We start from the raw sequence: 24,751 nt of genomic DNA, 5'->3' as shown, positions 1-24,751 counted from the left end.
CAATTTATTGAGTCTTGAACTTTTTAAACGGTGGTCGCCATTTAAGTTCTTTGTTTCCAAACAGCAGATTGGCTTCTTTCGGTCCCCAGGTATTGCATTCGTAAAAATACAACGGAATATCCTGATTGGTTTTCCATGCCTGCAAAATCGGATCAACAAACTTCCAGCTCGCTTTTACGGCATCGGCGCGGGCGTAAAGGGTGGAGTCACCAATCATACAGTCTAACAATAAACGTTCGTAAGCTTCGGATATTTTAGTTTCAGCTAAATCAGAATAATGAAAATCCATATTTACGTTCTGAACCTTGTAACCGGCACCCGGTATTTTCATCCCAAAATCTACAGCCACTCCGGCATCAGGACTTATACGCAGAATGATCATATTGGTAGACTGAGCCACACAACGCTGCTTGAACAGCTGATGAGGAGCCGGTTTCAAGTGTATGGTAACTTCGGTTACATGTTCAGGCAGTTGTTTTCCTGTACGGATATAAAAAGGAACGTCGCCCCAGCGCCAGTTATCGACAAAAACCCGCAACGCCACAAAAGTTTCGGTTTTCGAATTCGGAGCAACTCCTTTTTCCTGCCGGTAGCCTTTTTGAATCACATCGTCCACCAAGGTTTCGATGTATTGGCCTCGCACAACATTTTGAGTAATCTCTGCCGGTTTAATAGGTCGGAGCGATTGCAACACTTTCACACTTTCATTACGGATAGACTCCGAATCAAAAATAGACGGCGGCTCCATGGCAACTACGGCCAGCACCTGCAACAAGTGATTCTGAATCATATCGCGCATGGCACCCGAAGTATCATAATACCCACCACGACTGCCCACACCGATTTTCTCGGAAGCTGTAATCTCTACTCGATCAATATATTTTCGGTTCCATATCGGTTCAAAAAAGCCGTTAGAGAAACGCGTAACCATAATATTCTGAACCGTTTCTTTTCCCAGATAATGGTCGATACGATAAATCTGATCTTCATTAAAGCCGTTTCGGAGTTTTTTGTCCAGATCTATCGCTGTATCGTAGCTGTATCCGAATGGTTTCTCTATTATAATCCGCTTCCAACCGGTCGCTTCTTCATTCAAACCATACTTTACCAAATGACCGGCCACCACTTCGTACAAGAACGGCGGGATAGAGAAATAGTAAATAATATTTTGCGGAAGCTCCAGTCTGGCCGACAGGTCATCGATGTATTGCTTCAACAGACCAAAATCTTCTTCCGTTTCGTTATGTACTTTCTGATAATAAACATTTTCCAGAAAAAGTTGGAGCTTTTCGGGATTATCGGTTGCTCCTTTGGTGGCAAATTCCAACAGCGAAGCACCCACATCGGTACGGTTTTCGGCTTCAGTTTTTTCCATACTACCGGCACCGAGCACCGCGAAGCGTTCGGGCAATAAGTTGTCAAGATATAGCTGAAAAATGGCGGGTAAAAGCTTACGCTTAGCCAAGTCGCCATTCGACCCGAAAATTACCAGTATCTGGCTTTCCACCGGGTTCTTTCGGGTTACTTTTTTAATTACTTCTTCCATTAAAAATCGAAATTAAACGGGTTACATAGATTCCACTGAATTATGTCTATGGCAGAATCGTATATGTTTAAACAAATTAACGGTCGAATCGTTCATATCAAAACCATTTCTTTCGACGAAAAAACCAGAGCATAACCAATGTGGTTAAAATCATTATCACCCACATAAACAGATAACCGTGTCGCCAGTGCACTTCGGGCAAGTTCTCAAAGTTGGTTCCGTAAACTCCTACTATGAAGGTCAATGGAATGAAGATCACTGAAAAAATCGTCAGAATACTCATTATTTCGTTCAGCTTGGTACTCATGGATGAATGATATACATTTAACTGATCGTAAAGAATTTCGCGGTAACTGTCCGACAACTCGGAAGCTTCGTTGATATTGTCCTGCAGCTCGCGGAAATGAATTCGGTTTTCGTCGTGTATAAATTCCGACTCCATCTTGCCCAGGTTGAGAATCATTTCTTTTGCAGGCTTAATATGTTTACGCATAAAGTTCATTTCACTTTTATACGAATTTATGCTTTCCAATAACTCCTTCTTCAGATTACCGGTCATGTCATTTTCCAACGCTTCAATTTTATCTCCCAATATACCGTTGATATATATGTAATTATCCACAACCACATCCAGCAAAGCAAAAGCCAGATAATCCGCTCCGGAAGTTCTGATTTTGTTTTTATGCTTACGAATCCGTTCGCGGATAGGTTCGAACACCAACCCCGATTGCTCCTGAAAAGAAATAAGCGTATTATCGGTGATAATCAAACTCAGATTATCAGCAGACAAGCTATCGTTCTTTTCATCAAAATGAAGCATCTTGATGGTAATGAAAATTCCGTTGTCGAATTCCTGCACTTTAGGCCGTGCTGCCGGATTCATTACATCCGAAAGAATATTTTGCTCAATTTTAAACACCCGGGCCAGGTTTTCCATCAATTCGGCATTATCCAGTCCGTCAATATTAAGCCAGGTGAGTTTTTTAGATTTTTTACGGCCTATCAGATCGTCAGTGGATTTCAGCTCTTGTTCGGTCACATCTTCCAGGTCAAAATCCATGGCTCGTAAAACAGTTTTGTCTGTTTTCTTTTGCCCACGAAACACCAAAGCATAAGGCGAAAGCCCGATATCTTCTTTTTTCTTTTTGATAAATCTCGACATAATTATAGTTCTTAATTTCCTTATTGGCAAAGATATACAATTTTACGTTTACGCTTTCAAAACTCCTGAAAATGTTTTGCAAAATGGAACAAAATGAAGATTCTGTGAAATTTCGGAAAGAAGCCATTCAAAAACTAGCTGTTTCTGTATTTTTCCTTTACTTTTGCTACAGTATTTTATAAACTCATTTAATTTCTATCTAAATGAAAAAGATTTTTTTCTTAAATATACTGTTACTTTTAGGAAGTAGCACGTTGTCCGCTCAAAAAAATACGCAGCTGGAACGCCCTAAACTGGTCGTTGGTATTGTAGTCGACCAAATGCGCTGGGATTATCTTTATCGCTACTACAATAAATATGAATCAGGCGGCTTTAAACGGCTGCTCAATGATGGTTTTTCGTGCGAAAACACCATGATAAACTACATTCCGGCAGTGACTGCACTGGGGCACACATCCATTTTTACCGGTTCGGTTCCATCCATACATGGCATTGCCGGAAACGATTGGATTGACCCAAAAACCGGAAAATCGGTTTATTGCACCGACGATTCGACCGTAACCACTGTAGGAGCCAACAGCAAAGCCGGTAAAATGTCGCCCCGCAATTTGTGGGCTACAACCATTACAGACGAATTGCGCCTGGCAACAAATTTTCAATCGAAAGTTGTGGGTGTTTCGCTTAAAGACAGAGCTTCAATCCTGCCGGCCGGACACAATCCTACTGCCGCTTTCTGGATAGACGATGCCTCAGGTAAATTTATCACCAGTTCTTATTACATGCAGCAACTTCCGGGTTGGGTAAACGATTTCAACAACGCTAATCCCATCGATAAACTCATTGCTAACGGATGGAATACGCTGTTGCCGATAGATCAGTACACAGAAAGTACAGACGATGATGTGGAATGGGAAGGAATACTGAAGGGTGCTACCAGACCGGTTTTTCCATACGACACGAAGAAAGCCTATGCGGCCGATCATGGATCGTTGCGTCAAATGCCGTTTGGCAATACGCTAACATTGCAATTTGCCAAAGCAGCCATTGAAGGTTACAAGCTCGGACAAGAAGCATCGAGCGATTTTCTAACCATCAACTGCGCTTCAACAGATTATTGCGGACACCTGGTTGGTCCAAATGCGATAGAAATAGAAGATGTTTACCTGCGACTGGACCGCGACTTAGCCGAATTTTTCAGCTACCTCGACAAAAAGATAGGCAAAGGAAATTACCTGATATTCCTCACTGCCGATCATGGAGCTGCTCATGCCGAAGGTTTTTCGCGTGCTCACAAAATGCCTACAGGGTTATTGGCCAAAGACCTGGAAAGCAACATGGTGAAAACAATAGAAAAACAATTTGGAGCTAAAAAACTGATTCTGGGTACAGACAATTTTCAGGTTACGTATAACAAAGAAAGAATTGACAGCCTGAAGCTCAATATAAACGAGATTAAATCGGCCACCATCAATTATCTGATTCATCAGGAAGGAATTCAATATGCTGTTGATCAGGATAAAATTGCAGACGCCTCTATTCCTGAACCACTCAAAACCCTTATGATAAATGGATATAACCAGCAACGAAGCGGAAGTGTGCTGATGGTAAATCTTCCGGGCTGGCTTCCGGCCTATTGCAAGAAAGGGTGTACACACAGCGTGTGGAATCCCTACGATACACATATTCCACTCATATTTATGGGATGGAACATAGCGCACGGCACTACCAACCGGACTACACAAATGACCGACATTTCGGCTACACTGGCTGCACTGCTTCACATACAGATGCCCAGCGGATGTATTGGTGCACCGATTACTGAAATCACAAACAAGAAATAGATTTCACTCCCAATATTACTGCAATGGTAAGGGCGCTCAACTACAAAAGTTGACGCCCTTATTTTTTTAGGCTAAGTCGATGTAGATTGTTTGAATTTTGTATCTTTGTCGCATGGAAAAAATAATGACACTCGAAGAGTTTTATCGGGTTAAACTCAATTTTGTACCCGAGAATCTAAAAAAAGGACTGGGACATTTCAATGTTTTCAGGGTGGACGATTGTATGTGCGGCAGAAAGAAGAGCGTGCCCTACAGCCGGAAAGATTATTATAAAATTACCCTGCTGAAAGGAAAATACAATATTCAATACGCCGACCGCACACTGGAAACGAGCGGCAATGCTTTGGTTTTCAGCAATCCGATGATTCCCTACACCTGGGAGTCGCTGGACGATTTTCAGACAGGGTACTTCTGTATTTTTACCGAAGAATTCTTCAGTCAGTACGGTAACCTGAAAGAATACCCGATGTTTAAACCCGGATTTGACAAGGTTTTTATTCTGAACAACGAGCAGGCGGCCGAAGTGGAGAAACTCTATCAGCGTATGTTCGAGGAAATTAATTCGGGGTTTGAGTATAAATTTGATGTTATCAGGGGATTGGTTTTCAATCTTATACACGATGCACTCCGCATGCAACCTGCTCACGAAGCACTAAACTCAGGGTCCAATGCCACCAGCCGCATTACCACCATGTTTGCCGAATTACTCGAAAGGCAGTTTCCGGTAGAAACTTCCATGCAACGCATAAAACTACGCTCGCCCATTGACTTTGCCGAGCATCTGGCCGTACACGTCAATCATCTGAATCGCAGCCTGAAAGAAACTACCGGCAAAACCACTTCGCAGCTCATAACAGAGCGTGTTACGCAGGAAGCGCGCGTACTGCTCCGCCACACCGACTGGAATATCTCGGAGATTGGTTATAGTTTGGGGTTCGAAGAATCGTCCCATTTCGTAAACTTCTTTAGAAAAAATAACGGCGAAAGCCCCAAAACATACCGCGACAGAGCTGTTGTTTGATTTTTGCAACTTTTGGTTTGAAATTTATATAGCTGAGGCATCTTGAACATATTACTTTTGCATCGTGTTTTTAATGCAGATAATTAAACTATTCATCTCTTTACAACTATGAGCAAAGTAATCTCCTCAAACACTGCCGCAGGCATACCCGCCGCACTGATAACCTTAATGGCCGTATCGGCAGGTATCACGGTAGCCAATATATATTACAATCAACCCATCCTGATGGATATTGCCCGTGAGTTCAACACCACAGAAACCAGTGCGGGTCTTATATCCATGTTGTCGCAAATAGGGTATGGACTTGGGTTATTTTTTATCACCCCGCTGGGCGATAAAATGAACAAGAAAACGCTGATCATCTCGCTTCAGGTATTGCTGCTTGTGGCACTGGCCGGCATTTTCATCAGCAACAGCATTGTTCAACTTTGGTTTCTGAGCATACTGGTCAGCTTATTTTCGGTATCAGTGCAGGTTATTATGCCTATGGCAGCCGGAATGAGTACGGTGAACAGAGGTAAAAACGTAGGAACAATATTTACTGGCGTACTGATAGGAATCTTAGCCGCTAGGGTTTTCAGCGGTGCCATTGCCGACTTGCTGGGCTGGCGGTATGTGTATCTTATTTCGGCGGGAGCCGTAGGGCTTTCTACTCTGTTGCTTATGCTTTATCTGCCCCATACCACCAGCACGTTTAGCGGCAATTATCCTCAACTGTTGGGTTCGGCACTTCAGCAGTTCGGTAGGTTCAAATTACTCCGCAGATTGTCGTTTATCGGTATTTTGCAGTTCGGACTTTTCTGCTCGTTCTGGACGACGCTGACTTTTCATCTGAGCGGTGCACCTTTTAATTTTCAGAGCAGCACCATTGGTTTGTTTGGAATAATTGCCATCGCCGGAGCATCGGTTGCGCCATTTATGGGCAAAAGTGCCGACAAAGGCAGCGTAACCCGTGTACGCTTTATGGCAATTAGCCTTACCATCAGCTCCATTCTGATTATGTTGTTTTTCCAACACTCGGTGGCGGCTATGATAGTGGGCATTCTGTTGCTCGACGTAGGTGCGCAGTCGCTTCAGGTTACCAATACCGCATTGCTGTATACGCTCGATGAGTCGGTACATAGCCGCATCAACACCATATACATGACATTGTTCTTCAGCGGCGGCGCATTGGGTACATTCATTGGCATTATGATGTGGCAATGGGGCGGTTGGAACTTCGTGATGCTACAAATGCTGCTCTTTGCCGCTGGGGTTGTGTTCTTGCTTTTCAAAGAACGAAAAGCCGCAGAAGATCACGCAAATAAAGGATAATTAATTTCAAACTCTATAATATACAAAAGCGCCAGGCAATCATTATAAAAGACACATGTTTTGATTCCCAGCTTTTTAATCTATCAATAAAAAAAACATAAACGTATGAAAGTAGTAGCAATCAACGGAAGTCCGCACAAAGACGGCAATACGGCTCAATCACTGCAGATCGTAGGAGAGAAACTGAAATCGAACGGCATTGATTTCGAGGTAATTCATATTGGCCACAAAGCCATTCATGGTTGCATAGCCTGTGGTCAGTGCCGGGTGAAACGCGATGGTACCTGTGGTATTAAAAACGATGTGCTCAACGGACATATCCCGGCATTGCGCCAGGCCGAAGGGATTATACTGGCTTCACCGGTTTATTTTTCGGGCATAGCAGGTTCTATGAAAAGTTTCCTCGACCGGTTATTCTATGTGTCGCTGAGTAATGGCAATTTTTTCCGCCATAAGGTGGGAGCTGCTTTGGTGGCAGTGCGCCGCACAGGTGGTTCTCACACGTTGGACGGACTGAATCATTACCTTACCTACTGCGAAATGCAATTAGCCACAAGCAATTATTGGTCGGTAGTGCACGGACTCACTCCCGGCGAAGCGCGATATGACGGTGAGGGCGTGAACACCCTCGAAGTGTTGGGCGACAACATGGCCTGGCAGCTGAAAATGCGCGAAGCTACCCGCTCTACTTTACCCGAACCCCAGGTTGTACAAAAAGTTGCAACACACTTTGTACGCCAAGATTTGAAATAATAAACAGACAAAAAATATCCGGTCAATAAACAAATCATGACTAACTTCATCTGATAAGCATGCACAATCTTTGTTTTAGATATTCAAATATAAATAATTTAATTTTCAATTAAGATGAAAGTTTTACAGATATTATCCCGTGTATATGTAAACGATATTGATGCGGCAATTTGTTTTTACGAGGGATTGCTTCAGGAGAAATGCTCTTCCCGATTCGACTATCCGCAGATGAAATTAGAAATAGCCCGAGTTAGGGATATTCTTTTGATTGGAGGTTCTGATGAGGCATTAAAACCATTTATGAATACAAAAGCAACATTTCTCGTAGATTCTGTTGAGGAATTCAAAGAGTTTTTACTGAAAAATGATGCAACAATCATCCGGGATATTCAGCAAGTACCCACCGGATTTAATATGACAGTTCAACACAAAGATGGAATCATTATAGAATACGTAGAGCACAAAAAATAATCTTAAGTAAACATTGCTCACAGTTTAAAATCTAAACTAACATTATCAGACAAACAGCGTTGTAATAAAACGCAATAATCAACTCCTAATCAAAAAAAACAACATGAAATACAGAAATCTGGGAAAAACAAACATGCAACTCTCTGCCATTGGATTGGGTTGCATGGGTATGAGTCATGCCTACGGCGAACGCGACGACAAAGAATCCATTGCCACCTTGGAAAAAGCGCTTGATCTGGGGATCAACTTCTGGGACACGGCAGATATTTACGGCAACGGCATCAACGAAGAACTTATTTCGAAAGTATTGGTGCCAAATCGCGACAAGGTATTTATTGCCACTAAGTTTGGATTCAAAGTTACTCCACAAGATCCGTTTACCGTGGATGCATCTCCCGCTCACATGAAAAAGGCCGTCGAAGCAAGTCTGCACCGACTGAAAATTGAAACCATCGATTTGTATTATGCCCACCGCATTGACCCCAAAGTGCCTGTGGAAGAAATGGTGGAAGCCATGGCTGCGTTGGTCAAAGAAGGCAAAGTGCGCTACCTCGGATTGTCCGAAGCCTCAGCCGAATCCATCCGCCGGGCACATGCGGTGCACCCTATCTCTGCACTTCAGAGCGAGTATTCGTTGCTCACCCGGGGTGTTGAAAAAGAAATTCTGCCTCTGTGTCAGGAATTAGGCATCAGCTTTATTCCTTTTAGCCCTCTGTCGCGCGGGTTAGTCACCAACACGGTGGAAAAAGAGAGTCTGGGTGAAAACGATTTTCGTAAATCTCTTCCGCGCTTTTCTGACGAACATTGGGACAATAATCGTAAACTGGCAGGAGCATTTGCCGCATTGGCAATCGACAAACAATGTACACCTGCACAGTTGGCGTTAGCCTGGGTATTGGCGCAAAGCGAAAATATTATCCCCATACCCGGAACAAAACGGCGGAAATACCTTGAAGATAATGCCGGAGCCGTGGATGTTGTGCTTTCGGAAGCCGACATGCAATCTATCGAAGATTTATTGCTCCGCTATCCCAATATCGGGGTTCGCTACCCCGAAAGTATGGCAAAGATGGCGGGTAAATAATATTGTCATTTTAATTCGATACATATTTATATCATTAAACTCAACAACTAAAAACAAACAAATATGAAATACAATTTATTAGGAAACACCGGACTAAAAGTGTCCGAACTCTGCCTGGGCACCATGACCTTTGGCGGACAGGGAATGTGGACAGCCATCGGTGCTCTGCCACAGGATGAAGCCAACGAATTGGTAAAACAGTCGGTAGATGCCGGCATCAACTTTATTGACACAGCCAATGTATATAGCGAAGGACTTAGCGAAATGATGACCGGACAGGCCATCCGCGATCTGGGACTGAAACGCGACGACCTGGTGATTGCCACCAAAGTGCGTGGCACCATAGGTACTGGCATCAATAATTCGGGATTAACCCGCAAACATATTCTGCAACAGGCCAACGAAAGTCTGACCCGCCTGAATATGGATTATATTGATTTGTATCAGATTCACGGTTTCGACCCCCTGACTCCGATTGAAGAAACACTGGAAGCGCTCGACATGCTTGTAAAAAGTGGCAAAGTGCGTTATATCGGTTGCTCCAACCTGGCGGCCTGGCAAATAATGAAAGCCCTGGGCATTTCGGCTCAACAACATTTAGCTAAATTCGTATCGTTACAAGCATATTATACTGTTGCCGGACGTGATCTGGAACGCGAAGTAGTGCCCTTATTGCTCGACCAAAAGGTGGGACTGATGGTTTGGAGTCCATTGGCAGGAGGTTTCCTGAGCGGAAAATATACCCGCGAAGCCAATGCTGAAGAAGGTCGCCGTGTAAACTTCGACTTTCCACCCGTGAATAAAGACAAAGCCTTCGACATCATTGATGTCATGCAGGAAATAGCCGTAGCTAAAGATGTCACCGTACCGCAGGTTGCTTTGGGATGGTTGCTTCACCAGCCGGTGGTTACTTCGGTCATTATCGGAGCCAAAAGACCGGAACAGCTACAGGATAACCTGAAAGCGGTAGACCTGAAACTTACGGCAGACGAATTAGCTCAACTCGAAGCGGTAAGCAAACTATCGCCCGAATATCCTGGCTGGATGATTGAACGCCAGAGTGCCGACCGTAAGGCATAAATCTACAATCTCACTCTTTTCATTTAAATCCCCGCCCCTGTTGCTCTAGGTAGCAACGAGGGCGTTTTTTTTGCTATGACAGTCACGATTACGAAATAATAAACTGTAAAATATTTATTTAAATTTGCAGCAAGAAGAAATGCAACGTTTTTAAAGCAAATTGCATCTTTATAATTAAATTTTGTAGATTAAGATGCTATACAATTCGTACAAAAGACAAAAAAGCTATGAGAATAAAAATTATTAGTAGTTTATTTATTTTGTTCCTCTTAATGGGATGCAAGAATGATCCCCAGTATTCAAGATTTGAAAATCACAACGTTCCAGCTTGTGGTATAACTGATCCTTTAAATAATCTTCCTTGGTTGAAAGCATATTGTAGTGAACATTATAATAGCTACTCGATATCCATATCCATTTATAAAAATAATACAACTGGCGTGAATCATATCGTCATTTTAAATACTTCTGCCGAGAATCGTGATAAGAGTCCATCCGTAATTTGGAAGCACGTAGTGTACACTTGCGAAGGAATAGGTGTTTTGTTTAATTACACTGAAGGAACGGTGTCTGAAGGCTGGGATGCTTTTTTCCTAGAAAATACACTTGTTGCAAAAATATGGGAGGTGAAGGAAAATTATTGACCTAACGTTCAAAAAAGAAAAATATACATCTAATTAATCTATTAATACTTTATCGTATAAACTTATAAGATTATGAAAACGAGATTAATTTCACTAACATTTATTACTCTATTATTTGTGCTGTTTAGCTGTGAGGATGATAACCTGTCTTATCAAGGAAAGATTATATCTTTAAATGCCGGTGCATGTTATAATATAATTCAGATTGAAAAATCTATTCCCCAAGGATTACCTGTAAACTCAACAATCTCTTTTGATCCAAATTTGCACAAAGGACAGTTGAAAATAGGTGATATCGTCTATTTTAAAATCACTAAATATACAGAGTGGACAGGTGTCGTAATTGCAATGTGTACTGCTCCTCAATATGCAGGACAATTAGAATTTTATAATAAATAAAAATATGAAGTATAAAATCATTAGAGCTCTTCTAATTTTTTCTTGTGTGGGATTTCTTGCATGCAAGTCTGAAGATCTTACAACAGATAATGTAGGACAAGTTGTAAATGTATTTGAATTAAAGTACGGGGAATCAATAGGAATACAAGTAGATAATAATAACTATATCTTCGCTCTTAAAAATGCAAGTAATAATGTTCCTTGTCTAGGGCTTGTAGATTTTGTCGATTATCAAAAGCAAATCTTAGAAATAAGAGCACATGCTTATTTGCAAATTAATGGCAATAATAAGTTATTAGATGTTCAATCCGCTCCCGGAGGGACAGCTTTCGATTATTTAGATAATGGAACTGATGTCAGTGATATTCAACGTAGAATTGATGAGCTTAAGTCTACGGGGGTAGCACTAAAAGACAGCACCTATTTTAATCAAGCGTTCATCAAAGTTTTCGGCTCTGGTGCTTTAATTAAGAACACATCATTAAAAATATTTTTAGCAAAGACTAATATAACTCAATGTCAACAACCCAATGCAACAGTTGAACAATATAAATTCATTCTAATTGTAACTAAACAATCATGAAAATACTCTTTCATAAATAGTTTCCAATCAAAACAACCATTTTTACTTCCCCGTATGATAATCATAGTCCTTCAGCAGGGTATTAATTAGCTCACGCTCGGTTTTAAAGGGATTTTGGATATTCATTACCGATTCTATTTTTCGGGTCAGCTTTTCCATAATGCTATAATTGACCTGCGCAAAGGCTATGTCGGCATTTTCCTTGATAATCCGGATGTCGTTATCACTAAAAAGTATAACCTGATGCTGCGCAAAGTAAGGTTTGTAGCTGTCATCCACATCCATCAGGATAGTGTGCGATATGTCATACTTCGATTTTTCGGTGATAACGGCAGTTCCGGCAGCCAAATCGCCTAACCGTCGCGTGTGAGTAGTAACCACCATCGAAATAAGCCCGGGCACATAGCCTATGTTAATATCCACTATCGCAAATATCCAACGGGTGAGGTAATCGATAAATCCCGCCTGAAAGCCATCTATTTTTATCACTTTGATTTTAATCAGCTTTTTACCGAAAGTTTGTCCCTCCATCAGTGTTTCGGAAACGAGAGTGTAAAACACTACCGGCAACATAAACAATGAAAACAAAGCTATCGACAACCAGTCGTGCCCATCCAGAATGCTTCCGATACTCCCAACATAGACATACACCATAACGACAATAAACACATAGGCTATTTTTATCAGTAAATCAATACCATACGCCAGCATTCTGTCTCCCACGGAAGCCGGAGTGAAAAATAGTTTAACGTTTTGTGTTGTGGTTACATATAACTTTGACATTTTTTATTATTTTTGCAATTAGTATGAGAGAAATAGCATTCATAAAACAAAACAAATCGAAATGGTTGGACTTTGAACAATCGTTGAAGACCAAAAGCAAACGTAACCCCGACGAGTTGGCAGATGCTTATATACAGCTATTAAACGACCTCTCCTATGCGCAAACCTATTATCCAAAAAGTAAAACCACCGTTTATCTTAACTTTTTGGTGTCGCAAATATACAGAAAAATTTACAAGACCCGACGAATAGAGCACAACCGGGTGGCTTATTTTTTTAAAACAGAAGTTCCCACCATTGTCTACAGTCACCGCAAAAAAATAATTTTTGCTTTCGTACTGTTCTTCTTTTTCAGTCTGTTGGGAGCGCTCTCGGCACGATACGACCGTACATTCGTGAGACTGGTGCTGGGCGATGCCTATGTAAACAAAACTCTGGAGAACATTGCCAAGGGCGACCCCATGGCCGTTTACAAATCAGGAAACTCATTCGGCTCGTTTATCGGCATCACCATGAATAACATAGGAGTGGCAGCCAGCGCTTATATATACGGGCTTTCGGCCGGAATACTGACTTTTTACATTGCGTTGCAAAACGGCATTATGCTGGGCTCATTTCAGTATTTCTTTTACGAGCAGGGGGTGTTGGAGCAAAGCATCAGAGGTATATGGCTCCACGGAGCGATGGAGATATTCAGTATTGTAATCTCCACGGCGGCCGGATTTATACTGGCAGGTTCATTTCTTTTTCCAAAAACTTACTCCAGAATGTACTCTTTTAAAACAGGTGTGCAGGATAGTCTGAAAGTGTTCATCAGCACAGTGCCATTTTTTGTGACTGCCGGATTTATCGAAGGATTTGTAACCCGTCATTCGAACACCATGCCTCTGTGGCTCAATATTCTGATCATTATTTCTACATTGTCAATCATCTCGTTTTATTACTTACTATATCCAACCATTGTAAACAAAAAGCAAAGCCATGTCAGTATTTCAACTTTACAAAAAACGTGATTTCAGCGCCTACATTGGCGACACTATGCAGTATTTGAAGCAGTTCGGGAAAAATTTTTTAAAGAACTACCTCGTTATCAACGGAGCTTTGATGCTTGTGTGGAGTTTGGTTTATTACTTCATGTTCAAGAGCAGTATGCAAAATCTGCTTAGTATGCAAAAACCCAGCGCCAATCTGTTTTCGATGTACACCAACGACATGGGATCTTTTTTCAGCATGGGGGCTATATTCTTTGTAGTAATGATTGTTTTCTCCATTTTCACTATAGCCTACCCAATGGCTCACATGAGGTTGATTAAAGAAACCGATCGGGATACGTTCACTCCTTCCGAGATTTTCATCGAAATGAAAGGATATGCAGCGCGCATTTTTTTATTCGGACTCATTTCCATGTTCACACTTTTACCACTCGCAATGATAATCTTTGCTTTGGGGGTTGTGCTTTGTTTTATTCTTGTCGGAATTCCGCTTCTGTTGCTATCCATCCCTACCATCATGGCCTGGTACATGCAGGCACTGTATGTTTATATGGAAGAGGAAGTCGGCTTTTTTGAAGCTGTAGGCGAAGGACGTAGAATTGTGTTCAGCAATTACTGGAGCATTATCGGATCCACAGTAGCCTTGCTCTTTGCTGTTTCTATATTAGGTAGCACCATCACCATGATACCAAGCATGATGTCAATAGCTACCCTGATTTCATCGGGTGGAACGCCTTCTCCTGTAAATCTGTCGCCCACCATGACAGCTATTTACATCCTTGGTACAATTGTTTCGTACGTGCTGTACAATATCTTGTATGTACATCAGGGAATAATTTATTATAGCTCGCAGGAAGCAACCGAACATTATGATGCTTATTCGGAGATTGATAATATAGGCAAGAATGAAGAGGAATAAAACCCTGCTTATATTTTACTTGTTTCTGGCTTCGCAATCCTTTTTGTTTGCAAAGTCCGACTCTATTCGGATAAGTCCTAAATCGGTCATCGATAAACTCCATACAGAGACACCCAAAGATCAGATTACCGAAATCGAAAAGGTTCTCAAATCGGTGCCCGTGGACACTACCGACAGAAAGGTAGTGACGCTTAACCCCAATTTCAGAAAAAAATATCTGAGTGATAATGATTTTAATTACAAACAGGAAGACGTCAGCAAATCGTTTTTCGTCCGTTTACTCGAAAAAATAAATGAACTGCTGAAAAAGTTATTAGGACTTAATTCATTAAACAAGGCTTCCGGTATTACGCTATGGAGTATAAGGATATTGTGCGTCCTAATCATTCTGGCAGTTATCTATTTCATCGTCAGAGTTTACATGAACCACAAAGGAACCTGGTTTTTCCAGAAAAAAAACGATTCGGTGGTAATCGATATCAATAACACAGAACAACTTATCCAGTCTGCCGACTTTGAGCAACTCATATCCGAAATAGAAAAACAAGGTAATACACGTCAGAGTATTCGGTTATATTATCTATGGTTACTTAAAAACCTCAAAGACAAAGAGCTCATCGTGTGGTTGCCCGAAAAAACAAATGCCGACTATCTGGCGGAGTTAAGAGATGAAACTTTGCGGAAACAATTTGCGTACCTTTCATACCTGTACAACAATATCTGGTACGGCGAATTCTCTATAACTGACGATGAATATGTGGCAGCCCGAAAAGCGTTTTTGACTCATTTGCGAAAGGAGAACAAAGATGGATAAAACGTTTAAAATATACCTGGCTGTGTTGCTCGGAGTGATTCTCGTCGTGTTCTTCATACAAAAATCGCGTCCAAAACCCGTCGACTGGACGCCAACTTATTCGCTCGACAATAAAAATCCACTTGATTTGTATGTATTTAATCACGAAGTGGATAAAATTGTACCGAAAGGGCAACTAAAACGTGTCACCGAAACGCCCTATGAATACATCAGCAAAAACAAATCAAAGGTCAATTTCTTAATCATAAAACAGAATGCTTACGATTATATTGACTCTACCCTGCTGAAAGAGGTGCGTAACGGTTGTAACCTTTGGATAAGCGCCGAGAATTACGTGAAGTCATTTACCGATACGCTGAAGTTACAATATGCCGATGCCGACCCGAGTATAAGTCTAAGAAAGATTGACTCAATAAAACTTAGCCTGTGCATGAGCAGCTGGCACGCCAAAACATTTTATTTGCGCCCCGTGCTAAACTCCTTTACTTTTACAAAAATGGATTCGAGTGTTACAGCCATTTTAGGCACAACCCAGATGCCGGACAACGTGGTTTACCCAAATTTTATCCGGATCAAATATGGTAAAGGATACATTTACCTGCACAATCAGCCCCAGGTGTTTACCAACGTAGCACTCCTGTCCGACGCTAGTTCTGCCGACTATGTCGCACATATTTTCTCGTATATCACGCACGACAAGCCGGTTGTGTGGTTTGTCAAGGGTCAGACACGAAACACGGGCGAACCTATAAACGAGACAATACTTTCGGTGATATTTCGCTATCCTGCTCTACGAGCTACCTGGCTACTGTTTATATATGGCATGTTGCTTTACATATTGTTTAATGCCAAGCGTCGGCAACGTGTAGTGCCTGTTATAACTCCACTGAAAAACACCACCGTAGAATTTGTCCAAACAATCGGTAATCTTTATTTTCTGGAAGGCGACATTCCCAACATTGTGGAAAAGAAAATCATCTACTTTCTGGATCGTGTACGACACAGATATTATCTGGATACCACTAAGATGGATGACAGCTTTGCAGACAAACTACACAGCAAATCCGGCAAGGATAAAGCGCTGATTGAGTCAATTTTACTTTTTATCAATAATTTTGAGAAAACGAAATCTGCCCGACAGACTGACTTAGTGAAACTAAACAGCCTGACCGAAGAATTTTGGAAAGAAGAAAATAAAACACATAACTAACTGAAATAATATGGAAAACGAACAAACTGAATCAACCGATATTCGTTTCGAATCGCGCATTGATCTTACGGAACTACAGCAAAGCATGGATGCTGTACGTTTGGAACTTAAAAAAGTGATAGTAGGACAAAACAAAATGATTGACCACTTGCTGGTAGCTATGTTGGCCAACGGACATGTGTTGCTGGAAGGCGTGCCGGGCGTAGCCAAAACCATTGCAGTGAAATTGCTGGCTAAAGCCGTAGATGTAAAATTCAGCCGCATACAGTTCACTCCGGATTTGATGCCGGCCGATATTCTGGGAACCTCGGTTTTCGACTTGAAAAAGACGGAATTTGAGTTTCGCCCGGGACCCATATTTGCCAATCTGGTGCTGATTGATGAGGTAAACCGTGCTCCGGCCAAGACTCAGGCAGCGCTTTTCGAAGTTATGGACGAACGCCAGATAACCATCGACGGTAAAACTTATCAAATGGATGCTCCGTTTCTGGTAATGGCTACGCAAAACCCCATTGAGCAGGAAGGAACTTACCGATTGCCCGAAGCACAGCTCGACCGGTTTATGTTCAAGGTTGTGATTGACTATCCGACATTGGAGGATGAATATGAAATTATCCGCCGCGAACATGAAGCCGTGGATGGCGATAAAACCGCCGACGTAAAGCATGTTATTTCGGGAAATAAAATTGCCGAATTCAAGTCCATTGTTCGTCGCATTATTGTCGAGAAAAATATCATCGAATACATTGCCAAGATCGTGAATAACACTCGCGAGAATCCGTTTCTGTACCTGGGTGCTTCGCCACGTGCTTCGCTGGCGATTCTCAATGCTTCCAAAGGATTTGCTGCACTTCGCGGACGCGATTTTGTAACGCCCGAAGATATCAAAGACTCAGCAGTAGCAGTATTGCAGCATCGTCTCATCGTGTCGCCCGAGAAAGAAATGGAAGGCTTAAAAGCAGAAGAAATAGTAAAACAAATTATCGAATCGGTAGAAGTTCCACGTTAAATGAAAACACTCAGGTCAGTTTATATCAATCAACGGTTTTTCTATCTCCTGATGGGATTAGGAGCTGTGTTCTTTATTTCATTCTTTGTGAAATGGTTGTTTGATATTGCATTGATTCTGCTGGTGTTGTTTTTACTGATTACCGTAGCCGATTTTTTTATACTTTACTCGCTCCGCAAAGGTATTGTTGCCGAACGCGAATTGCCCGACAAATTATCAAACGGTGATGACAATATCATCCGTATCAGCCTGAATAACAATTATCCTATAGCGGTCAGGTTGGAGATTATCGACGAAATCCCTTTTCAGTTTCAGAAACGTGATTTTCTGGTTCATCTCCGGCTTATTGCTAAAGAAAAAAGAGAGATTGAGTATTCACTGCGACCTACCAAACGGGGAGAATATGTTTATGGCAAATTGAACGTATACGCAAAATCCGTCATTGGGTTGGTGGCAAAACGTTACGTTTTTTCCGAAAATGCAACCATCCCCACCTATCCATCGTTTATCCAGCTACGGAAGTATGATATGATGGCTTTTTCCAATACGCTGACTCAATTCGGATTGAAACGAATTCGGCGAATAGGCCACACCATGGAGTTTGAACAAATAAAAGACTATGTGCAGGGCGACGACATGCGCACCATAAACTGGAAAGCCACCTCGAAAAAAAATGAGCTGATGGTAAATCAGTATCAGGATGAAAAATCTCAGCCCGTCTATCAGGTCATTGATACAGGCCGTTCCATGCAAATGCCTTTTATGGAACTTAGCCTACTTGATTATGCTATCAACTCCACCCTGGCGTTGAGCAACATTGTGCTGAAAAAACAGGATAAAGCCGGCATGTTTAGCTTTTCTAAAAAAGTAGAAAATTATGTGACTGCCGAGCGTCGTGCGGGTCAAATGCACAAATTGATGGAAACACTGTATCGCATCGATACAGATTTTATGGAAAGTGACTTCAGCAGGCTGTATGTAGACATTAAACAGGCTGTCACACAGCGCAGTTTAATATTACTCTACAGCAACTTCGAAACGCTGGATGCATTGCGCCGTCAACTCGCTTACCTGAAAGGTATCGCAAAAAACCATCTACTCATTGTTGTTTTCTTCGACAATACAGAGCTAAATCAAATCATCACCCACTCGGCCAAAAGCACTCAGGAAATATACGATAAAATTATTGCGGAGAAATTTGCGTTTGAAAAGCGACTTATCGTACGCGAACTGAATAAACACGGCATCCAGTCCATCCTTACGCAACCCGAAAATCTGACAGTAGATACGATCAACAAATACCTTGAACTTAAAGCCAGAGGCATGATTTAATAAGCATCTACGCCCTGCCAGCCTCAAATATTTTCGTCCCAATAGTATTCCTCACCTTTTGGAGTAAACAATCAAGCTTTAAATAAACTCTAAACAGAACAAAATTTTTCGTAATTTGTTTTAATATAAACATCACGAATTTCCTGTTATTACCTTAGATCCAAATCACTTAAGAATATTTGCCTTTTTAAAGAAGTAAACCCATTTTTTAATCTTTAAAATATCAATATTATGAAAAAAGCAGGACTCTCTCTACTGGCAATTTGCCTTTTTACAGGGCTTCTCATTTCATGTAAGCAAAATGCAAATGTAAAACACGCACCTAAGGACAATGTAATCATTGCCATCATCCCCAAGGTCGACAACGAAATTTTCGACCAGGTAAAAGAAAGCGCCATTAAAGCCGGCAAAGAGCTTGGAATTACGATCACCTGGGAAGCACCCACCTCTAACGACGGCAAGAAACAGGTTGAGCTCATTGAAAATCTGATCCAGTACAAGGTGGACGGTATTCTGATAAGCTGTAACGATGCCGAATTGCTCAAGGAACCTATAGACAGAGCCATAAAAGCAGGAATAAAGGTAGGCACATTCGATTCGGACTGCCCTAAAAGCAACCGCATTTTTTATGTCGGTACCGACAATAAAGAAGCAGGAACTATATGTGCTCAAACCATGCTGAATTTATTGGCAAAGAATAAAAAGCAAAACAATAAAATTATTATCCTGAGTAGCGGTCCCAATGCAGAAAACATGAAAGAACGCTTAAACGGATTCCGGTCTGTCATTAATCAAAACAGCATAGACGACATTCTTTTTGCCTTCGAAATGAACGACTATGGCAAAGACCTGCTGACTTTATCGCTGAAAAAACCTAAGAAAATTGATGGAGTACAAATGCTGTGGGGACTTCCGGTACTGAAAGGAGTTGACAGTATACCCGCATTGTCCAGGTTTATGAATAAAGGAGGCGTTTCGGTATTTTTTGACGTGTCAAAACCGCTGTTGAAGTATATAAAGGATCACCCAAACTGCGCCACGATGAAACAAGACTTTCATTCAATGGGTTACGACGGCGTAACAAATATGTATAACGCCATCATGGATAAGTCATACCAAATGCAGATTTTATACAAAGTACAGGTAATTGATCAGCGCAATGCAGAAGAAGAGTTAAGTAAGCTATGATATATAAACTTCGGTCAACAATCAAAGAGGCTGTCCAATAAGTATATTTTTTGAACGCATATTACACAAATTTCCGCAAATGTTATCTTTGTAAATAGCTATATTGACCATTTATAATTTGTCTCTATTTGCGGTTGTTTGCGTAATTTGCGTTCTTTTTTCCTTTTGGGATACCCTTTTGATTCAGTAAAAATTTCCGGTTGTTCAACCTCTCTGACGTTCCAGCAAAATCATCATCATTAAGCCGAGCAAGATACGTTCTTCCTCGCCTTTTTCAAATTCAGCCAATTTTTCAATAACAAACCTTCGACCGAAAAATGAAGTCACTTTACGTAAACGAGCCACCAGAGTACCATCAGGGCGAGTCACAGCGTATGACGGATGAAAAAGATAACCCGTTAGCAGATTGACACCGGGTAACTCGCCCAACAACGAATCGAATACTTTTGCCCAGGGATTTTCTTCGCTGACATGTAAATCTATTATCTGACTTTCATCAAAAATATCGTAATTGGCTTTCCAGAGCGAAGCCCAGCCTTTGCGCGTGATGCGCCCCAAATCTCGTCCATATTTATCTGCGAAGAGGTAAGAAGCTGAGAAATCGAGCCATTTATTTGCTTTAATCGTGTAGTTTAATTCCGACCGGCTCTCGTTATTAAAAACATGTATTTCTTCTATTAGTTTCAGCATTTTCTGGCGTACGTATGCCACAGTTTGTCCATTGGCATCCTGAGCAACAAAATCGTTACTGAGCGTCGTAATCTTAAATGTAAGGTCAAGCGGAAATTGTAGTGAATTCATATTTAATTAGCAATTAGTGATTTATTTTGCATTCAATCATTACCGGAAAATGATCCGAAGGGTAGGTTTTTTCTGAAAACCTGTCGGAAATAACCCGGTAGCTGAACACCTTGATTTTTTTACAGAAAATATAATCTATACGCTCCGAAACAGGCAACATCATTTTTGAAACATCGTAGTTGTTGAAAGTACCCACCGAGCCAATAGCCGGTTTTGCCGAAATCTCACGCGAATCGTCAAAAGTCGCATGCAATATTTTATACATGTCCGTTTCGTCAGGCGCAGTGTTCAAATCGCCCAAGAAAAGTACTGGTTTGCCGGCCGCTATTTTTTTCACCTGTTGCTCTATCAACCGGGCACTTTCTACACGGGCTTTCACTCCCATGTGATCGAAATGAGAACAGAATACAAAAAATTCCGACTTGGTTTCAGCATCCTGAAATCTGATCCACACACACATTCGCCTATAAGCCGCATCCCAACCCTTGCTCATTACTTCGGGAGTTTCGGACAGAAAAAAAGAGCCCTTTTCTTTCGCAAGGAAACGTTTTGTTTTGTAAAATAGCCCTATCTGCTCTCCGTCCGTTCCCACCTGATTATCACGTCCCTTGCCAAAATAAGTATAATCGGGGATCAATGCTTTCAAATCCGCTTCCTGATTTTTGTTACCCACCTCCTGAACTCCGAAAATATCAAAATCATATTTCTTGATAACGCGAGCCACATCGGCTTTTCGGTTTACCCACGATCGGGCTCCAGAATCTACCGGAGTTTGTAAACGGATATTGTAAGTCGCAATGGTAAGTTTGCCCGCATTGTCACCGGCAAATAAATGGCTCCAACACATAGCAACAACTAAAATCAAAACATTTCTTTTTGTCATAATTCAATCTGCTTAATCTTTTATAATAAAGTTATTAGCTCATAGAACGAGAAGGAAATTCTCATTCTACAACTTTTTTGAACGAAATACTGTTGTAATAAAATCTAAACGACGAAAGCAACAATGGCATGCCCATAGCGATATAAAAAGCCGACAGATATTCAAGCGGAATAACGCCTGTTTTACGCAAAGTTATACCCAAACAAATCATTAATGTCATCATTATGTAACTTCGCAAATTAAAAAAAGAGAATAAACAGGGTCTTTCTATCTGCATCCTGAAAATACGTTGAATATGTTTTCGGGAAATTCTTGAAAATAACACAATATAAAAGATGACTCCCACGGTAGTACAAACAATTATCTTCAACCAAAGTAACCGTGGAAAAAGAATTAACGTTGACAACCCTCTACAAAGAAGCATACCACCGGCAAAGGTCCAAACAAAAGCTGCAACTAAAAGTAAATACCGCTTCGGGATACCGGGTTTGAGAATCTGATAAATTGAGTTTTTGGCAATCATAATTATTCAAAATTCGACTGTAAAAATACAATATTATTTTTTAAGAATAGCAAAACCATATCTCACAAAATACAGGTAAACACATAGAAATTATCAATTAGCGCATTTACACGTATTTTGTGCAAGTCGTTTTTTTTTGCTACTTTTGCACAAAATTTGAAATATGGCGTTCGACATCGTGATTATTGGCTATTTTGCTGGCTTTTGCACTGCTATTGCGCAATTTCCGCAGGCAATAAAAGTAATTAAAACGAACGACACCAAAAGTATTTCGCTGGGGATGTATTTTATCATGACGCTGGGTATCACCTTGTGGTTTCTCTACGGTGTTCTTTTAAAAAATTTACCCATGATAATAGCCAATGGAGTTTGTCTAATTCCTTCTGTCTATATACTTTACATTACCATTCGCAATTTGATAAAATCTAAAAAGTTATCTTCATGAAACGAATACAGATTATCAACGGACCAAACCTGAACCTGCTGGGAAAACGTGAACCCACAGTTTATGGAAATCAAACATTCGAAGATTATTTTCAAGAACTCAAGCAACTATTTCCGAATGCTCAACTGGATTATTTTCAGTCGAATACCGAAGGAGCGCTTATAGACAAGCTCCACGAAACCGGATTTACATACGATGGCATTGTGCTTAATGCCGGGGCTTATACGCATACCTCTATTGCGATAGCTGATGCTATCAGATCAATAACAGTACCGGTTATTGAAGTTCATATTTCTAATGTTTTCAAACGCGAAGAATATCGACACCATTCATACCTTTCGGAGGCGTGCAAAGGTTGCATTGTCGGGTTTGGAATGGATTCATATCGGCTTGCTGTCGATTCTATATTACATTTCTGATAAATTTTCATCGTCGAATCTTTACCGGAATCAACTAAGAATTAGTTTTTTAAAGAATATAATAAATAAAGTTTTATGTCTAAATCAACAAAAATTGTTGCTACCATTAGCGACTTGCGCTGCGAAGTAGATTTTATCCGTTCGTTGTATAACGAAGGAATGAACGTTGTTCGCATGAATTCTGCCCACTTGCAACGTGAAGGATTTGAAAGAATTGTAAATAATGTTCGCGCCGTAAGCAACCAAATTGCTATCCTTATGGATACAAAAGGTCCTGAAATCAGAACCACAGTAGTTGAAAATGATTCAATCGACCTGTCAACAGGTGACACGGTAAAAATAACCGGAAACCCTGACTTAATGTCAACACGTGAATGTATTTCTGTAAATTATCCTCACTTCGTTCGTGATTTGAACGTGGGTGACAATATCCTTTTTGACGATGGAGAAATTGATCTTCAAGTTGACTCAAAAGATGATCAATACTTGTATTGTACCGTGCTTAACAACGGAAATCTTGGAAGCCGTAAGAGTGTGAATGTACCGGGCGTACGCATCAATTTGCCTTCGCTTACTGAAAAAGACCGTAAAAACATTTTGTTGGCTATCGAATTAGACCTTGATTTCATTGCTCACTCATTCGTTAGAAACAAACAAGATCTTATCGATATTCAAACTATCCTTGATGAGCACAACAGCCCAATTAAAATTATCTCAAAAATTGAAAACCAAGAAGGTGTTGACAACATTGATGAGATTCTGGAACACACATACGGTGTTATGATTGCTCGTGGTGACCTGGGTATTGAAGTTGCACAGGAAAAAATTCCGGGTATTCAACGTCGTCTTATCCGCAAATGTGTTGTGGCTCGCAAGCCGGTTATCGTAGCTACTCAAATGCTACACACCATGATTAAAAACCCACGTCCTACACGTGCCGAAATTACAGATATTGCAAACGCAATTTATTATCGCACAGATGCAGTGATGCTCAGCGGCGAAACTGCTTACGGAAAATATCCGGTAGAAGCTGTTAGAACAATGGCAAGTGTGGCTAAAGAAGCTGAGAAAACCAAACTGACCGAAAATGATATCCCTGTAAACATCGGTACTAACGATATTACTTCGTTCCTGGCAAACGCTGCTAACGAAGCAAGTATCAATCTTGGCACTAAAGCTATCATAACAGATACATACACCGGCAAAACAGCTCTTAATTTGTCTGCATACCGTAGTACTAATCCTATTCTGGCACTTTGCTACCATGAGCGTTCAACTCGTCAGTTGGCTTTATCTTATGGCGTTTTCCCTGTATTCCAGGAAGAAAAAGGAAATACTCAGAAGTATTTCATTGCCGGGCTACAAGGATTTATCAAACAAGGCATGCTTGAACCTGAAGACTATGTAAGTTACCTGAGCGGCAGCTTCGGCTCCGGATTCGGAACTTCATTCCTCGAAATTAATCAGGTTAGTAAAATCTTCGAATCTCGAGAAAAATACATACTTCCAAATTTCTAAAGATCAGAAACAAAAAA

The 24,751-nt window shown here is 41.0% G+C and carries 26 protein-coding genes; 20 read left to right on the top strand and 6 right to left on the bottom strand.

Annotation, left to right across the window (positions count from 1 at the left end):
* Nucleotides 1–4: 4 nt before the first annotated feature.
* The gene (gene zwf / locus PALPR_RS11335) at nt 5–1,546 is read right to left on the bottom strand and encodes a glucose-6-phosphate dehydrogenase (protein WP_013445775.1); all 1,542 of its coding nucleotides are present in this window, start codon (nt 1,544–1,546) and stop codon (nt 5–7) included.
* A gap of 97 nt (nt 1,547–1,643) precedes the next feature.
* Nucleotides 1,644–2,708, bottom strand: a complete 1,065-nt coding sequence (gene corA, locus PALPR_RS11330) for a magnesium/cobalt transporter CorA (RefSeq protein WP_013445774.1) — start codon at nt 2,706–2,708, stop codon at nt 1,644–1,646.
* 203 nt (nt 2,709–2,911) lie between these two features.
* On the opposite strand from corA, the gene pafA reads away from it, so the two are divergent.
* The 10 genes from pafA (at nt 2,912) to PALPR_RS11280 (ending at nt 11,898) form a co-directional block, all read left to right on the top strand.
* On the top strand, nt 2,912–4,549 hold the full coding sequence (pafA, locus tag PALPR_RS11325) for an alkaline phosphatase PafA (protein WP_013445773.1): 1,638 nt from the start codon (nt 2,912–2,914) through the stop codon (nt 4,547–4,549).
* Between the two features lie 112 nt (nt 4,550–4,661).
* Nucleotides 4,662–5,570, top strand: a complete 909-nt coding sequence (locus tag PALPR_RS11320) for a helix-turn-helix domain-containing protein (RefSeq protein ID WP_041620389.1) — start codon at nt 4,662–4,664, stop codon at nt 5,568–5,570.
* A 108-nt stretch (nt 5,571–5,678) separates the two neighbouring features.
* Complete coding sequence (locus PALPR_RS11315; RefSeq protein WP_013445771.1) at nt 5,679–6,884, top strand: MFS transporter; 1,206 nt, start codon at nt 5,679–5,681, stop codon at nt 6,882–6,884.
* A gap of 105 nt (nt 6,885–6,989) precedes the next feature.
* Nucleotides 6,990–7,637, top strand: coding sequence for a flavodoxin family protein (locus PALPR_RS11310; RefSeq protein WP_013445770.1), 648 nt, complete (start codon nt 6,990–6,992; stop codon nt 7,635–7,637).
* 114 nt (nt 7,638–7,751) lie between these two features.
* Nucleotides 7,752–8,108, top strand: a complete 357-nt coding sequence (locus tag PALPR_RS11305) for a VOC family protein (RefSeq protein ID WP_013445769.1) — start codon at nt 7,752–7,754, stop codon at nt 8,106–8,108.
* A 103-nt stretch (nt 8,109–8,211) separates the two neighbouring features.
* A complete protein-coding gene (locus tag PALPR_RS11300) occupies nt 8,212–9,192 on the top strand; it encodes an aldo/keto reductase (RefSeq protein WP_013445768.1) in 981 nt (326 codons plus the stop codon).
* Nucleotides 9,193–9,255: 63 nt separating this feature from the next.
* Nucleotides 9,256–10,272 (top strand): aldo/keto reductase, encoded by a 1,017-nt coding sequence (locus PALPR_RS11295; protein ID WP_013445767.1) that lies wholly within the window; start codon nt 9,256–9,258, stop codon nt 10,270–10,272.
* A gap of 227 nt (nt 10,273–10,499) precedes the next feature.
* The gene (locus PALPR_RS11290) at nt 10,500–10,916 is read left to right on the top strand and encodes a hypothetical protein (RefSeq protein WP_013445766.1); all 417 of its coding nucleotides are present in this window, start codon (nt 10,500–10,502) and stop codon (nt 10,914–10,916) included.
* Nucleotides 10,917–10,988: 72 nt separating this feature from the next.
* Nucleotides 10,989–11,315, top strand: a complete 327-nt coding sequence (locus PALPR_RS11285) for a hypothetical protein (RefSeq protein WP_013445765.1) — start codon at nt 10,989–10,991, stop codon at nt 11,313–11,315.
* 4 nt (nt 11,316–11,319) lie between these two features.
* Nucleotides 11,320–11,898 carry a hypothetical protein gene (locus PALPR_RS11280; RefSeq protein ID WP_013445764.1) on the top strand — a complete coding sequence of 193 codons (579 nt, stop codon included), beginning with the start codon at nt 11,320–11,322 and terminating at the stop codon, nt 11,896–11,898.
* Between the two features lie 42 nt (nt 11,899–11,940).
* On the opposite strand, the gene PALPR_RS11275 is transcribed toward PALPR_RS11280, so the two are convergent.
* On the bottom strand, nt 11,941–12,681 hold the full coding sequence (locus PALPR_RS11275) for an RDD family protein (protein WP_013445763.1): 741 nt from the start codon (nt 12,679–12,681) through the stop codon (nt 11,941–11,943).
* Between the two features lie 23 nt (nt 12,682–12,704).
* On the opposite strand from PALPR_RS11275, the gene PALPR_RS11270 reads away from it, so the two are divergent.
* From PALPR_RS11270 to PALPR_RS11240, 7 genes are all read left to right on the top strand, one after another.
* Nucleotides 12,705–13,694 (top strand): stage II sporulation protein M, encoded by a 990-nt coding sequence (locus PALPR_RS11270; protein WP_013445762.1) that lies wholly within the window; start codon nt 12,705–12,707, stop codon nt 13,692–13,694.
* Nucleotides 13,663–14,592 (top strand): hypothetical protein, encoded by a 930-nt coding sequence (locus tag PALPR_RS11265; RefSeq protein ID WP_013445761.1) that lies wholly within the window; start codon nt 13,663–13,665, stop codon nt 14,590–14,592. Before PALPR_RS11270 ends, PALPR_RS11265 begins: the two co-directional genes overlap by 32 nt.
* Nucleotides 14,579–15,406: a DUF4129 domain-containing protein gene (locus PALPR_RS11260; RefSeq protein WP_013445760.1), complete on the top strand. Its 828-nt coding sequence runs from the start codon at nt 14,579–14,581 to the stop codon at nt 15,404–15,406. Before PALPR_RS11265 ends, PALPR_RS11260 begins: the two co-directional genes overlap by 14 nt.
* The gene (locus PALPR_RS15485) at nt 15,399–16,616 is read left to right on the top strand and encodes a hypothetical protein (protein ID WP_013445759.1); all 1,218 of its coding nucleotides are present in this window, start codon (nt 15,399–15,401) and stop codon (nt 16,614–16,616) included. Before PALPR_RS11260 ends, PALPR_RS15485 begins: the two co-directional genes overlap by 8 nt.
* Nucleotides 16,617–16,626: 10 nt before the next feature.
* Complete coding sequence (locus PALPR_RS11250; RefSeq protein ID WP_013445758.1) at nt 16,627–17,625, top strand: AAA family ATPase; 999 nt, start codon at nt 16,627–16,629, stop codon at nt 17,623–17,625.
* Nucleotides 17,626–18,957, top strand: coding sequence for a DUF58 domain-containing protein (locus tag PALPR_RS11245; protein WP_013445757.1), 1,332 nt, complete (start codon nt 17,626–17,628; stop codon nt 18,955–18,957).
* A 231-nt stretch (nt 18,958–19,188) separates the two neighbouring features.
* On the top strand, nt 19,189–20,145 hold the full coding sequence (locus tag PALPR_RS11240; protein ID WP_013445756.1) for a substrate-binding domain-containing protein: 957 nt from the start codon (nt 19,189–19,191) through the stop codon (nt 20,143–20,145).
* A 204-nt stretch (nt 20,146–20,349) separates the two neighbouring features.
* On the opposite strand, the gene PALPR_RS11235 is transcribed toward PALPR_RS11240, so the two are convergent.
* From PALPR_RS11235 to PALPR_RS11225, 3 genes are all read right to left on the bottom strand, one after another.
* Nucleotides 20,350–20,946 carry an LURP-one-related family protein gene (locus PALPR_RS11235; RefSeq protein ID WP_013445755.1) on the bottom strand — a complete coding sequence of 199 codons (597 nt, stop codon included), beginning with the start codon at nt 20,944–20,946 and terminating at the stop codon, nt 20,350–20,352.
* 13 nt (nt 20,947–20,959) lie between these two features.
* Complete coding sequence (locus PALPR_RS11230) at nt 20,960–21,829, bottom strand: endonuclease/exonuclease/phosphatase family protein (protein ID WP_013445754.1); 870 nt, start codon at nt 21,827–21,829, stop codon at nt 20,960–20,962.
* Between the two features lie 61 nt (nt 21,830–21,890).
* Complete coding sequence (locus PALPR_RS11225) at nt 21,891–22,352, bottom strand: hypothetical protein (RefSeq protein ID WP_013445753.1); 462 nt, start codon at nt 22,350–22,352, stop codon at nt 21,891–21,893.
* A 163-nt stretch (nt 22,353–22,515) separates the two neighbouring features.
* Between PALPR_RS11225 and PALPR_RS11220 the strand changes: the two genes are divergently transcribed.
* From PALPR_RS11220 to pyk, 3 genes are all read left to right on the top strand, one after another.
* Nucleotides 22,516–22,797 carry a SemiSWEET family sugar transporter gene (locus PALPR_RS11220; protein ID WP_013445752.1) on the top strand — a complete coding sequence of 94 codons (282 nt, stop codon included), beginning with the start codon at nt 22,516–22,518 and terminating at the stop codon, nt 22,795–22,797.
* On the top strand, nt 22,794–23,216 hold the full coding sequence (aroQ, locus tag PALPR_RS11215; protein WP_013445751.1) for a type II 3-dehydroquinate dehydratase: 423 nt from the start codon (nt 22,794–22,796) through the stop codon (nt 23,214–23,216). The genes PALPR_RS11220 and aroQ overlap by 4 nt, the downstream gene beginning before the upstream one ends.
* A gap of 75 nt (nt 23,217–23,291) precedes the next feature.
* Entirely contained in the window at nt 23,292–24,734 is a 1,443-nt protein-coding gene (gene pyk, locus PALPR_RS11210) for a pyruvate kinase (protein ID WP_013445750.1), read from the top strand.
* The last annotated feature ends 17 nt before the right edge of the window (nt 24,735–24,751 follow it).

This window comes from Paludibacter propionicigenes WB4 (assembly GCF_000183135.1).
Lineage (GTDB): Bacteria > Bacteroidota > Bacteroidia > Bacteroidales > Paludibacteraceae > Paludibacter > Paludibacter propionicigenes.
Note: the sequence above shows the minus strand (reverse complement) of the source record. Positions and strands in the feature narration are given on the sequence as shown.

Excerpts from the sequence above, each read along its gene's own strand:
- zwf (WP_013445775.1), bottom strand. The coding sequence starts at position 1,546 with ATGGAAGAAGTAATTAAAAAAGTAACCCGAAAGAACCCGGTGGAAAGC.
- corA (WP_013445774.1), bottom strand. The coding sequence starts at position 2,708 with ATGTCGAGATTTATCAAAAAGAAAAAAGAAGATATCGGGCTTTCGCCT.
- pafA (WP_013445773.1), top strand. The coding sequence starts at position 2,912 with ATGAAAAAGATTTTTTTCTTAAATATACTGTTACTTTTAGGAAGTAGC.
- PALPR_RS11320 (WP_041620389.1), top strand. The coding sequence starts at position 4,662 with ATGGAAAAAATAATGACACTCGAAGAGTTTTATCGGGTTAAACTCAAT.
- PALPR_RS11315 (WP_013445771.1), top strand. The coding sequence starts at position 5,679 with ATGAGCAAAGTAATCTCCTCAAACACTGCCGCAGGCATACCCGCCGCA.
- PALPR_RS11310 (WP_013445770.1), top strand. The coding sequence starts at position 6,990 with ATGAAAGTAGTAGCAATCAACGGAAGTCCGCACAAAGACGGCAATACG.
- PALPR_RS11305 (WP_013445769.1), top strand. The coding sequence starts at position 7,752 with ATGAAAGTTTTACAGATATTATCCCGTGTATATGTAAACGATATTGAT.
- PALPR_RS11300 (WP_013445768.1), top strand. The coding sequence starts at position 8,212 with ATGAAATACAGAAATCTGGGAAAAACAAACATGCAACTCTCTGCCATT.
- PALPR_RS11295 (WP_013445767.1), top strand. The coding sequence starts at position 9,256 with ATGAAATACAATTTATTAGGAAACACCGGACTAAAAGTGTCCGAACTC.
- PALPR_RS11290 (WP_013445766.1), top strand. The coding sequence starts at position 10,500 with ATGAGAATAAAAATTATTAGTAGTTTATTTATTTTGTTCCTCTTAATG.
- PALPR_RS11285 (WP_013445765.1), top strand. The coding sequence starts at position 10,989 with ATGAAAACGAGATTAATTTCACTAACATTTATTACTCTATTATTTGTG.
- PALPR_RS11280 (WP_013445764.1), top strand. The coding sequence starts at position 11,320 with ATGAAGTATAAAATCATTAGAGCTCTTCTAATTTTTTCTTGTGTGGGA.
- PALPR_RS11275 (WP_013445763.1), bottom strand. The coding sequence starts at position 12,681 with ATGTCAAAGTTATATGTAACCACAACACAAAACGTTAAACTATTTTTC.
- PALPR_RS11270 (WP_013445762.1), top strand. The coding sequence starts at position 12,705 with ATGAGAGAAATAGCATTCATAAAACAAAACAAATCGAAATGGTTGGAC.
- PALPR_RS11265 (WP_013445761.1), top strand. The coding sequence starts at position 13,663 with ATGTCAGTATTTCAACTTTACAAAAAACGTGATTTCAGCGCCTACATT.
- PALPR_RS11260 (WP_013445760.1), top strand. The coding sequence starts at position 14,579 with ATGAAGAGGAATAAAACCCTGCTTATATTTTACTTGTTTCTGGCTTCG.
- PALPR_RS15485 (WP_013445759.1), top strand. The coding sequence starts at position 15,399 with ATGGATAAAACGTTTAAAATATACCTGGCTGTGTTGCTCGGAGTGATT.
- PALPR_RS11250 (WP_013445758.1), top strand. The coding sequence starts at position 16,627 with ATGGAAAACGAACAAACTGAATCAACCGATATTCGTTTCGAATCGCGC.
- PALPR_RS11245 (WP_013445757.1), top strand. The coding sequence starts at position 17,626 with ATGAAAACACTCAGGTCAGTTTATATCAATCAACGGTTTTTCTATCTC.
- PALPR_RS11240 (WP_013445756.1), top strand. The coding sequence starts at position 19,189 with ATGAAAAAAGCAGGACTCTCTCTACTGGCAATTTGCCTTTTTACAGGG.
- PALPR_RS11235 (WP_013445755.1), bottom strand. The coding sequence starts at position 20,946 with ATGAATTCACTACAATTTCCGCTTGACCTTACATTTAAGATTACGACG.
- PALPR_RS11230 (WP_013445754.1), bottom strand. The coding sequence starts at position 21,829 with ATGACAAAAAGAAATGTTTTGATTTTAGTTGTTGCTATGTGTTGGAGC.
- PALPR_RS11225 (WP_013445753.1), bottom strand. The coding sequence starts at position 22,352 with ATGATTGCCAAAAACTCAATTTATCAGATTCTCAAACCCGGTATCCCG.
- PALPR_RS11220 (WP_013445752.1), top strand. The coding sequence starts at position 22,516 with ATGGCGTTCGACATCGTGATTATTGGCTATTTTGCTGGCTTTTGCACT.
- aroQ (WP_013445751.1), top strand. The coding sequence starts at position 22,794 with ATGAAACGAATACAGATTATCAACGGACCAAACCTGAACCTGCTGGGA.
- pyk (WP_013445750.1), top strand. The coding sequence starts at position 23,292 with ATGTCTAAATCAACAAAAATTGTTGCTACCATTAGCGACTTGCGCTGC.